5 protein-coding genes are annotated in these 12515 nt (G+C 39.0%); 3 read left to right on the top strand and 2 right to left on the bottom strand.

Annotation, left to right across the window (positions count from 1 at the left end; translation table 11 throughout):
• Positions 1-37 precede the first annotated feature (37 nt).
• Both K350_RS0115475 and K350_RS0115470 read left to right on the top strand, forming a co-directional pair.
• Positions 38-2122 carry a carboxy terminal-processing peptidase gene (locus K350_RS0115475; RefSeq protein ID WP_028980688.1) on the top strand — a complete coding sequence of 695 codons (2085 nt, stop codon included), beginning with the start codon at positions 38-40 and terminating at the stop codon, positions 2120-2122.
• 11 nt (positions 2123-2133) lie between these two features.
• Complete coding sequence (locus K350_RS0115470) at positions 2134-3180, top strand: LIC11966 family surface protein (protein ID WP_037575955.1); 1047 nt, start codon at positions 2134-2136, stop codon at positions 3178-3180.
• A 158-nt stretch (positions 3181-3338) separates the two neighbouring features.
• On the opposite strand, the gene K350_RS0115465 is transcribed toward K350_RS0115470, so the two are convergent.
• Both K350_RS0115465 and mfd read right to left on the bottom strand, forming a co-directional pair.
• Positions 3339-3986: a carbonic anhydrase family protein gene (locus tag K350_RS0115465; protein ID WP_051313185.1), complete on the bottom strand. Its 648-nt coding sequence runs from the start codon at positions 3984-3986 to the stop codon at positions 3339-3341.
• Positions 3987-4134: 148 nt separating this feature from the next.
• On the bottom strand, positions 4135-7506 hold the full coding sequence (gene mfd / locus K350_RS0115460; RefSeq protein ID WP_028980685.1) for a transcription-repair coupling factor: 3372 nt from the start codon (positions 7504-7506) through the stop codon (positions 4135-4137).
• 375 nt (positions 7507-7881) lie between these two features.
• Between mfd and K350_RS0115455 the strand changes: the two genes are divergently transcribed.
• The gene (locus K350_RS0115455) at positions 7882-12468 is read left to right on the top strand and encodes a T9SS type A sorting domain-containing protein (protein WP_028980684.1); all 4587 of its coding nucleotides are present in this window, start codon (positions 7882-7884) and stop codon (positions 12466-12468) included.
• Positions 12469-12515: the final 47 nt, after the last annotated feature.

The following is a 12515-nucleotide window of genomic DNA, read 5'->3' as shown; positions in this document are numbered from 1 at the left end:
AATTGTTAAATTTGATTAGACGAATCTATCATTCTAAATGAAAAACTTCTGGGTAATTTCCATTTTTATCATATCAACCTTTGCTTCGAATACAGATGTGACAGCTCAAGCACTCAATTTAAAAAAAGAAACACAACTGCTTGAGACTTCCCTCAGTTCTAATCACTATTCAAAAAAACAAATGGATGACGAGCTTTCAAGCAAATCATTTTCAAAGTTAATTGACCTGATGGATCCTGAAGCTATTTATTTCACATCTCAGGATATACGCATACTTAAGTCTTTTGAAAATCAAATAGATGACGAATTAAAAGGAAAAACATGGAAGCTTCTGGATGTTGTAATACCAATTTACAGACAACGACTGACTGAAGCGGAGAAAGGACTCAGTGACATTTTATCAAAGCCTATTACATTTATCAAAGGAAAGGAACTTTCCATAGACACCGCTACCCACTTACCCTTTTCAGAATTCGATGAAGATATAAAAACAAGATGGAAAGATCATCTTACTGTTGAAGTGTTAAATCAAATGTACAATATCTGCTCAATAGTCGGGCAAAATAATCTATTGACAAAAGAAGCAGAGGCAAGAGAAAAAACAAAAATCATTGAAAAACGAAGAGTCAGAAGAATCTTAGATCATCCAGAAGGATTTGAAAATTATGTGGCATCGATTTATTTCGATGCAATTACAAGTGCATTCGACCCGCATACTAACTACATGTCGAAGACAACCTGGCAAAATTTTAAATCACTCTTAACCTCGGAGGAACTTTCATTTGGAATAAACCTTGATGAAAGTGAAACCGGCAACATCGTCATAGAAAGCCTCGTGCCCGGTGGCCCAGCATGGAAATCAGGCCAACTGAATAAAGATGATGTGCTGCTTGAGCTCCATTGGGAAGGGAAAGAAACAGTGGACCTCACCGCTTCTGACATACAGGAAGTAGAAGAGCTCATGGGCCAATCCAATACACAAAAATTAAATATTAAAATAAAAAAATCAAGTGGAGAGATCCTTACAGTATCTCTTATTAAAGAGAAATTAGATAATGATGACAATACAGTCAAAGGCCTGATTCTATCAGGCTCCAAGAAAATCGGCTACATTTCTTTGCCAGGATTTTACAGTGAGTTTGAGAATCTGAACAATGGTTGTGCAAATGATGTTGCTAAGGAAATCATCAAGTTGAAGGAGCAAAAAATTGATGGGTTAATTTTAGACATCAGATACAATGGAGGAGGCTCTTTATATGAAGGGATGAACCTCGCCGGAATATTTATTGATGAAGGCCCTCTTATGTCTTTGAAAAACAGAGATGGTAAAACAAGTGTTCTTAAAGACATGAACAGAGGGACAATTTATGATGGCCCTCTGCTGCTCATGGTAAATAGTTCAAGCGCCTCCGCTTCAGAGGTGCTAGCATCAACGCTTCAGGATTATAACAGAGCGGTTATAGTAGGTGGTAATACTTACGGCAAAGCAAGCGGACAAATCATTATACCTTTAGATACAACAGTTGGCAAAACTCCTAATCAGTTAGATAACACAAATTCTCCTCATGGTTTTTTAAAAGTCACAATTGAAAAGCTATACAGAATTAATGGCAAAAGTGCTCAACTCAGAGGAGTGAAGCCAGATATAACACTTCCTGATATTTTTGATGTTATTGATTACAAGGAATCCAATTACAGCAATGCTCTTCCGTATGATTCCATAAATAAGAAAATTATCTATCAGCAATTACCTGCATTGCCAATCAGTACGTTATCAAAGAGCAGTCAGCAAAGAATTATTAGTAATTCAGCCTTCCAGGATCTTAACAAATTTATCAAGACCTATTCAGACTGGATGCAAGCACCTGTTCCCTTATACCCACCTGATTTCAAAAAGTACAATGATGATCGTCAGGTTGCATTAAAGACTTTAAAAAAATCAATTGTTAAAACTACAATAACTTTTAAGGTTGAAAATACGTCCTATGAAAACCAGGTATTACAGGCTGATCCATACAAAAAGGAACTAAATGATCTATTGTTAAAAAGGACCCAGTCTGATATTTATATTGAGGAATCATATTCCATCATTACAGATTTAATTAATTCAAATAATAAATAAAAAATGCGTTTATGAATCACATCAAAAAAGTTATCTTTTTCTTTTTAGTATCTATACTTTTTGCTTTATCAACCAAAGCGCAAAATTTCACCAGTGCGGGAGAATACATGACCTACATGGGAGAACTGAATCGAAAAATCACAGAAGACTATATGTCTTATACAAGTGCCGTAGCACATGGGAAAAGCGCCAGAAAGGTTGAAAACAGAAGAAAAGAGATCATACAATCTACAAAAGATGCAATAAAGAAAATTTCAGCAATGCCTCCTTTTAAAGGGGACAAGGCATTAAGAGACTCAGCGGTTTCATACCTGAAACTTACACAACATGTACTTAATGATGACTATGCAAAGATCCTGAACATGGAAGAAATTGCAGAACAATCTTATGATGCAATGGAAGCATATCTTTTAGCTCAGGATCTTGCAAATGAAAAGATGAACGATGCAGGAAGAAAACTTTATTCTACTGAGAAAGAATTTGCAGCGAAGAACAATATTAATCTAGTAGAGACCAAAGATGAGCTTACTACTAAAGTAGAGAAAGCACAGCGCGTGAATACTTATCAAAGAAAAGTTTACCTTATATTTTTCAAAAGCTACAAACAGGAGGCGTATCTTCTTGATGCACTTCAAAACAAAAATGTCAATGGAATTGAGCAAAACAAAAACACCTTACTAAAATATGCTGAGCAAGGTCTTGCAACTCTGGACACTATGAAAGCCTTTAGCAATGACAGAAGCATTGTCAATGCCTGCAAACAGATGCTTGAATTTTATAAAACCGAAAGCAAAGACAAAATATCCAGCCTGACCTCTTTTTATATTAAAGAAGAAAACTATCTGAAAATCAAAAAGGCCTTTGAAACAAAAAAGGAATCTGCAAGGACTCAGGCAGATGTTGATCAATATAACAAAGCTGTAAATGAATTCAACCAGGGTGTGAATGAATTCAATATGACGAATAATAGTCTGAATGATACAAGAAATAAACTTATCGCAAACTATAATAAAGCGGTAGATACTTTCTTAGATAAGCATACTCCTAAGTATAAATAATAGAAGATAAGATTAGAAATTTAATCCCCATTTTAAATACATAAAACCTCATCTCTAGCCCTTCTACTAAGAGAGAGGGCCTTAGGGAGAGGTCATTAAAATAAAAAAGGAGCATCTGTATGAGATGCTCCTTTTTTTATCTATTAGAAGTTAATATACTATTCGTAAAATGTTACCTGGCCATTATCCATATCATAATAAGAACCCACTATTTTAATTAACCCTTCATCTTCCATCTCCTTTAAAATAGGACTTTGCGCGCGTATTGCGCCTACAGTAACCTTAACATTCTCTCTAATTACCATATCCACAAACTCATAGTTCTTGGATGTTTTCTCACCATGATAATGATTACAATTCTGGATAGCGGGCTCCACTTTTTTTAATAATGTAGTTAAGTTCCCTAATTCGACATGATCTATTGCTCCCTTTATTGCACCACAATATTCATGACCGATAACAAGAACAAGTTTCGCTCCTGCTACTTTGCAACTAAACTCCATTGAACCCAGAATATCTTCGTTAACAATGTTACCTGCTACACGTGCAACAAATAGATCTCCGATTCCTTTATCAAAAACATCTTCTACCGGCACTCTTGAGTCTATGCATGAAAGAACAATAGCCTTAGGAAACTGCCCATTGACAGCATCTCTGATTTGCTTAGAATGATCACGCAAAGTTAAGGTGCCAGAAGTGAATCTTTTATTACCTTCTTTAAGTTGCTTCAACACCTCATCAGGCGTGAGCTTCTGCTGCTCTTCTGCAGTTAATACTTTTTCTATAAGGGGATTTAATGCTTCCATAATACGCTCTATACAATATTTTAAACTGAAAAAAGACAGATTCAAAACTAACTAAAATGAATGGAACTCTATGTGTATTTTTTCGACAATAAAAATAAATATTCAAAAAGACTCATGAAATAAGCAGATGAAATAAGAGAAGGATCTCTTACTTCACCACCTCTGTCACAACAACAGGATTTATTTTTTGAAGAGTATCCATTGCCTGATGCATAAAGTCAATATCTTCGAATACAATCATCGGCTTTTTATTGACTTCTTTCAGTTTACACTTTTTAGGGTTCTTCTGAGCAAAAAGAAGGATTTTGCCAAATATATCCGACTTGTAATATGCATCATTATTCTGAACAAAATACCCCTTCATTGTTCCGTTCTTGATTGTGAGCTTTTCAAAACCAAGACCTTCTGCAAGCCATCTAAGCCTTACCGTTTCTACAAGATCTTTAACTTCATCCGGAAGCGGACCAAAACGATCTACGATAGATGCCCTATACTTTTCAAGCTCCTCTTCAGTCTTAATATTGTCAAGGGTAGAATAAAGACTTAATCTTTCAGAAATATTGGAAACATAAGTCTCTGGTATAATCACAGCAAGGTCAGTTTCAATCTGGCAATCGGTAGACTTATTTAAATCTTTTGCATCCAGCTCTTTCTTGAACAGCTCTGCAAATTCAGTTTCCTTAAGCTCTTGTATCGCTTCATCAAGGATTTTATGATACATATCAAATCCAAGATCAGAGATAAACCCACTTTGTTCCGCACCAAGTAAGTTCCCTGCTCCACGAATATCCAGGTCTCGCATTGCAACCTTAAAACCATCGCCAAGATCAGAGAACTCTTCAAGAGCACTTAATCTCTTTCTTGAATCAGCCGGTAATGTAGATACAGGAGGAGTAAGAAGATAACAGAATGCTTTTTTATTGGAACGTCCTACTCGGCCCCTCATCTGATGCAAATCAGATAGGCCAAACATATGTGCTGAATTGATTATAATGGTATTAGCATTAGGAATATCCAGACCTGATTCAATAATATTGGTTGAAACAAGCACGTCATATTCCGCCTCCACAAACTTCAGCATGACCTTTTCGAGCTTATCGCCTTCCATTTGCCCATGAGCCACGCCCATTTTTGCATCTGGAACGAGCCGCTTGATCCTATCAGCCATCTCTTCAATGTCTTTTACTCTGTTATGAACAAAGAACACTTGTCCACCACGCTTCAACTCATGACTCACAGCATCACGTATAACAACATCATTGAATGCATGAATTTCTGTAGTAACCGGTTGCCTGTTCGGAGGTGGTGTAGCAATAATTGACAGGTCTCTGGCCCCCATCAATGAGAAATGCAGAGTTCTCGGAATAGGCGTGGCAGTAAGAGTCAACGTATCCACATTGACTTTAAATTCCTTAAGTTTATCCTTAACCTTCACTCCAAACTTCTGCTCTTCGTCAATAATCAACAATCCAAGATCTTTAAACTTCACATCCTTACCGATAAGACGATGTGTGCCTATAAGGATATTGGTCTTTCCTTCTTCTACTCTTTTAATAGTCTCTTTTATCTGCTGAGCAGTTTTAAAGCGGTTTACATATTCCACATTAACCGGGAAGCCTTTAAGTCTTTCGCTGAACGTTTTGTAATGTTGCATCGCCAGGATAGTAGTTGGGACAAGTACTGCAACCTGCTTTCCATCTGTGGCAGCCTTGAAAGCAGCTCTAACAGCGACCTCTGTTTTACCAAACCCAACATCTCCGCATACGAGACGATCCATAGGATGAGGAAGCTCCATATCAGCTTTTACATCAGCTGTGGCTTTAGCTTGATCCGGCGTATCTTCATATATAAATGAAGACTCAAGTTCTGCCTGAAGGAAAGTATCTCTGTCAAACTTAAACCCTGGAGCTGCTTTTCTTTTAGCATACAAGCTTATCAGCTCCTTGGCAATATCTTTTACTTGTTTCTTAACACGCTTCTTTTTAGTATCCCACTCTCCGGAGCCAAGTTTACTGATGGGAGGAGGAGTTCCCTCTTTACCAGTGTACTTAGAAATTTTATGAAGCGCATGTATACTTACATAAAGCAAATCGTCATCTCTGTATACCAATCTTATTGCTTCCTGCTGCCTTCCGCCAACTTCCACTTTCTCGAGTCCTGCAAAGCGGCCAACACCATAATCCGAGTGAACAACAAAATCTCCGGGGTGCAAAGTCCTCAGCTCTTTCAAAGTCATTGCTTTTGACTTTGAAAATTTCTCTTTGGTTTTGTACCTGTGGTATTTCTCAAAAATCTGATGATCGGTATAGCAAACAAGCTTTAACTGTTCATCAATAAAACCCTGCCTGAGCGCAGCATTCATTGTCTGAAATTTCAGAAACCTATCGACTTCATTAAAGATTGTAGTCAGCCTTTCGATCTGATGATAAGACTCTGCAGCAATAACATTCGTGAAATCCTTTTCCTGATATGACTTTAAATTTTCAGCAAGCAGGTTAAACTCTTTATTAAACGGCGGCTGCGGCTTAGACGAAAATTCAATGAGATTTTCAGTATCATAATAATACCTTGTTCCAAACTCAAGAATCTTGTACCCCTCAAACAGCTTTTTAAATTCTTCCGGGTTTTCAAAGAGCTGAGCAGGGGAGGTAATTAACTTAGAACCGCCAGTTTCCTTTAATATCTGTTCAAAGGAGAGTGTTGCTCTGTCAAAATATCTTTCTATAATCTCTAGCGTCAACTCAACATCTTTAACCCAGATAGAGGTATCATCAGGAAGGAACTCAAGCAAAGATTCCCTTTTCTCCTGGAGTAATTTGGTCTGCACGTTGGGGATAATAGAAAACGTTTTTTTATTCTCAACAGACAGCTGTGTATTGGGATCAAAGGTCCTTACACTTTCGATCTCATCCCCGAAAAGTTCAATTCTGTACGGATAGTCATGAGAGTAACTGAATATATCGACAATCCCTCCTCTGATGGAATATTGGCCAGCCTCGTACACAAAATCCGTTTTTTCAAAGTCATAAGTGGAGAGCAGTTCTGTAACAAACTGAAGATCTACTTTCTCTCCGACATTGGCAGTAAAGCTATTGCTCTTGAGAGATTTCTTATTGATTACTTTTTCAGTAAGTGCATCAGGATAGCTGACTATGCAAAAATTATCTTCCCCCCTGTTATTCACCGCACTAAGTACCTCTGCACGCATGAGCACATTAGCATTTTCAGTTTCTTCGAACTTATAGGGTCTTTTATATGAGTTAGGGAAAAAATGTACACTAAAGTCTTGCAGAAGCACTTGAAGGTCATTCTGAAAAAAGGAAGCCTCTTCCTTATCCTGAAGAATGAATAAATGATTTCCAGGGCTTAAACTGCAAATAGCTGCTGATACTACTGCATCCATACTGCCATTTAATCCTTTCAGGCGGAAACGTAAATTGCTGTCAGACTTTATCTTATCATGGAGAATCTGAACCAGTGGATCTTCCTGATAAAGCCTTATTAAATCTTTTACTTTCAAACTATTCTCGTTGTGAATTACAAAGTTAAAAACAATGCGAGGCAGTATAAAATTCTTTCAGGATAAATAATAATCAAAGAGGCAAAAAAGTTTGAAAAAGTCTGTTTACTAATCCGCCGCAAAAGGGTATTTGTAGGATATAGCTAAGATAAAACTTGGCTAAAATAAAGGTCGGCGATAAAATTTCTTAGGAAAGTACAATACGGTGGGGGAAACGTTTTCTTATTGTCACACCCTATGTTACCCGGGACAGGGTAACATAAGTGTAACAACAACTCTTTAAAAACACATTAAATAAAGAATATGAAAACAAATTATACTCACTGTCTTTTACGGCGACACTGATTCAAGGTTTCAAAAAAATTAAATACATCAATGAAGAGACTTTTACTATTTGTTATAAGTGCCTTTCTTCTTCAGGTTCAAGGTTATTCTCAGGTACCAGCTAGCATCAATTCAGGGAATCCGAATTTCCCTTTCCCTCAGTTTAAAGAATACAACAAGGGTGCGCTTAAAACGATCGCCAGTTTTGATCATCATTCGGCTGGTGTGACGCACGCCGAACTGGAGCTTCGGACCAGGGAAGCATATCAGATGATATGTAACAACATGACTTATAACGTCACTCAGGGAACAACTGCCGGCCCTCTGACTGTCAATGGTGTGCGATACATAATGCCAAACATTAATGCCCCTATAATGCATTGTACCTGTGTTGAAGCAGACGGGTATTATTTATTGGCAGCAGCATACATGGGAGATAAAAAAACCTATGACGGCTATTACATGTGGATGCATGACCGCCAGTTTCAAAAGACTACGAGGTTTATTGACAACGTGATGAATTCTCCAGGATATGCTTATAGCCCTGGAATCTCCGGAGCCGGTTCCTTCGGGCCTTCTACTAACGTTTATGGAGGAGCACTAGGAGGAAATTCCGCTTCAGACGGAGACGTGGATATTGCTCTTGCTATGCTTGTTGCATGGAAGCAATGGGGTGACAATGGAACCATTTGTATTGACCCGGAACTAGGAGCTATCACTTATAAGGATGAAGCTATTAAATACATCTCAACAATGGTTGATACTTTGCTTTACACTCCATCACTTCCGGTGAAAAAATATGTATCAGGAATAATCGGATTAGATGGTTATATGAAAGGTGGAGATACCTGGACTGAGTTGACTAACTGGGCGCAGGGCGGATCATATCTGGGAATGAATCCCGAAAGAACAGGCGGAGACCAACAACACATCGATTATTATGCACCTGCTTACTTCCGTTCTTTTGCAGAAATGCTTCAGGCAGAAGGAAAGTCTCCCTGGCTGATCAAACAGTACCAAAGGGCGGAAGCATCAAGTGACTGGGCAATGGGAAAAATGGCAGAACAGGGTTTGGTTGGATTTGCTGGCTGGTGGGCATTGACTGGAACCAATAATGCTACTTTTACAAGCTTTAACGATGGTGAAGATTTCAGGGTAGGATGGAGAACTGCTCTAAATTATGTATGGAATGGTAACCCTACTACTTCATGGGACCCAAGCAATACCCCTACTGGCCATCAGGTAATTCCTGGCGGAAACACATATGAACTTGATTTCGCCAAAAACAATGAGAAGTTCCTTTTAGACCCTCAGTCATATGGCAATACCCCGTATCCACTTCCCACCCAGAATCTTGATATCTGCGGGCCATCTACAATGACAACATATCATAGTCCGACTGGAGCCAACATGGGAAGCTTGTATTTCAGGCTGAACAAAGCTTTTGGTGCATTTACACCATCTGCTGTAGCTGTGCAAAATTTCAGACTTATGTCTGAAATGTATAGAAAATTGGAAATAACATGGGACGGAGCAGACGGCGGTGCTCAAAAATATACAGATTCAAACCCTTTGTACTTTCACGAATTCTTCAGATTTCTCGGCATGATGGTACTTACAGGAAACTGGCATGATCCTCTTGACATGGCACCTGAAGCGAATATGAAGATTTACAAGTCAGTGGATAAAACCTACGCTTACGTTGGAGATACGCTTACTTATAAAATTACGTACAGAAACTTTGGAAAGCCCACTGCAACAGGGGTTGTAATTACAGACCTGCTTCCTACAGGATTATCCTTTCTATCTCAAAGCCCAAGAAATGTAGGCGTTACCTTTTCCCAGGCGGGAAGCAACCTGACCTGGACAGTAGGGAGTGTAGCGGGAACTGAAGTTGCTCTTCCGGCAAATTTAGGTTTAACAATGGATACCATTACCCTTAAAGTAGTGGTAAACAGCAGCGCGCCACCCAGAATTTGCAACTCTGCTAATATTACAGCCACCAATGGTTCGGGATGGACAAGCAACGAATATCCAAATAACATTACTGAAACTATGGAAAGAAACTGTGTTGATATACTCAATGAAAAGCCTCTTTCAATAGTAAAATCTGTAAACAGAAGCATCGTGCAGGTTGGTGACAGTATTGTTTATACAATTAAAGTGAAGAACAGTTCCGTGGCCTTCCTAAATGGTGGAAGACCCGGAGTTCATTTTTCAATGGGCTTACAGCCTTTTACGAATCCGGCAAATGAACTAAAAATGAATTTCCGATTTTTTCACGGAGCACAGGAAGCTTATATTAACCTTAAAAACTACAGAGTCTCCTACTTCCTAAAGGAAAACGGACCACCTGCATGGCAGGTGGCTGTTGGTACTGCCGAGGGATTTGGAACGGCACCTCCAACATTGGGAGTTCAACCGCTTGTTCCGGGAGCCGGATACAATCACAGATTCTTCATAACCTTTCCTAGTGCGTTGACTACGGTAACACAGCATCTGGCAGAATATCGTGGTAATAAGGAAATGATACACCGAGGAGAACTCGCACCTCCCCGCATGGAAGCAAGAGTATTTACCAATCCGAACGGAAGCTTTAATTTTAGCGATGACTGGAGTTATGAGGCTGCCTTAAACACTACAGGTGCTTCAGATGATCTACAGACATTGATTACCAATGACTGGTCTGATCCCAACAACCCTAATGTGCCTCTAAATAAGTATCACCCTGAAGCCTGCGGAACCACAACTAAAATTTCCGACAATGTTCTTGTGGAAGAATGGGATGGCTACACCTGGAGAAGAATCTTAGGTACCTCGCCAGCTGCAGGACGTGAACTTAATAATGTCATAGTTAAAGACACACTTCCTAAAAGTGTTACTTTTGGCGGATATATTACTGGCTATCCCGTAGGTACTTTGGCTGGAAATATAATTACCTGGCCGACGGTCCCTCAGCTTCTGGTAAATGATTCTATTGAATACAAATTCTGGGTTAGAGTAAAAGATGCTGCTTACTTCAATTGCCCAACAGGGCCAACACCCGACGAAATTATTAACACTGGCTATGCAAAAGCGGACAATGAACCGTGGGTAAAAGATACAGCTAAAACCAAAGTTAGCTGTGACGCTGTGTTCATACCAGATCCAAGCATCACCAAAACGGCTGATAAAGTCAATTATTCAACCGGTGATGATATTACTTACACTGTAGTTTACAAAAACAAATCCGGCACAGTTGTATCTTCAATTGGAAGTGCTGCTGACTGGAAACAGGTGGAAGGCAATCCATTCACTTTTACCGGAGGTAATATGATTATCAACGGTGCAGGTGCTAGTGGAAGTACAGGTTCAAATCTTATGACCCATAAATATTCACATGGGAAAAACGGATCCATTAATACAACCATTAATCTAGCCACCTATCAGGAGATATATGCACTTGTTTTCAGACAAAACGGAAATAAGTGGTATGAGATACGTTTCAAAAAGGAATACAACGGAATAGTGGTAAGCTTATGGGATCATGGTTATACTGCAGCAGGCTATACTCAGCTATTGTCAGCTCCTACCAATACAGCATTCCCTGCAGGATTTACTGATATAGATATCAAGCTGGAGTTGTTCGAAGACAAAGCGTCTTTCTCTCTGGTAGCAAGTGGTGTGACAATGCCCGGAACTCCTCAGTATATCCAAACAGGTCTGCAAAAGCTTGCGGGCTATGCTGGGTGGAGAAGTACCAACAACGATGCTTCTACAGTTAAAAAATGGAGCACCTGGCTGGATTCCGGATTTGATGTCGTAATGAGGGATCCAATTCCGGGAGGGGTAACATTTGTATCTGCAACAGATGCAAATCTTAGTGGTTGCCCAAGCTGCACACCAACTCCAATTTCGGGTTCTAATACCGCAGGTAATGTTACATATAATAAAATTGATGGGCCTGTTTTGGCGAATGACTCTGTGAAATATGTATGGAAAGGAAAGATTGCTAGTTGTCCGGTAACAGGGCTCCTTATCAATACTGCATATGTTGATATCAAAGGAATAACGCCATCTCCTTCAGCACAGGTAGTAACCGGTTGTGATGTGACCATTACCCCCCTTAATTTCCTTTCATTTGAAGTTAGTCAGGCAGAAAAAACAGTCTTCTTAAACTGGATAACTTCCAATGAGCAAAATGTATCCCACTTCAACATTCTTATAAGTCAGGATGGAAAAACATGGAGTGCGATTCCGGTAAAAGTTCCTGCGAAAAATCAACCACTGAATGAATATCAGTTTGCTGTTGCAGCCGGTAATTCAGGAATTACTTATTACAAAATTCAGGAAGTGGACAAGGATGGCAAGACAGATTTTAGTAAAGTGAAGAGCCTCAACTTTGGCATCAACGATGAAATTTATGTTTATCCAAACCCGGCTGATGACAAAGAATATATCAGATATAGCCTGGCCGGAGAGAAGATTCTAACTGTTATAATTTTTGATGTACAGGGGAAAAAGGTATTCGAAAATACTTACACTTCCCTTGCTGAAAAAGGTGAGATTACAATAGACCTGGACATTGCCTCAGGAATTTACATCCTGGAAGTCATTGCTGATACTTTTGTAAAAGACATCAAGCTCATAAAAAAGTAGTGTATATGAAAAAAGTAATGCAGTAATAACTTTAAAAAATTACTGCA

The organism is Sporocytophaga myxococcoides DSM 11118, from assembly GCF_000426725.1.
In the GTDB taxonomy this organism is placed as follows: domain Bacteria; phylum Bacteroidota; class Bacteroidia; order Cytophagales; family Cytophagaceae; genus Sporocytophaga; species Sporocytophaga myxococcoides.
Note: the sequence above shows the minus strand (reverse complement) of the source record. Positions and strands in the feature narration are given on the sequence as shown.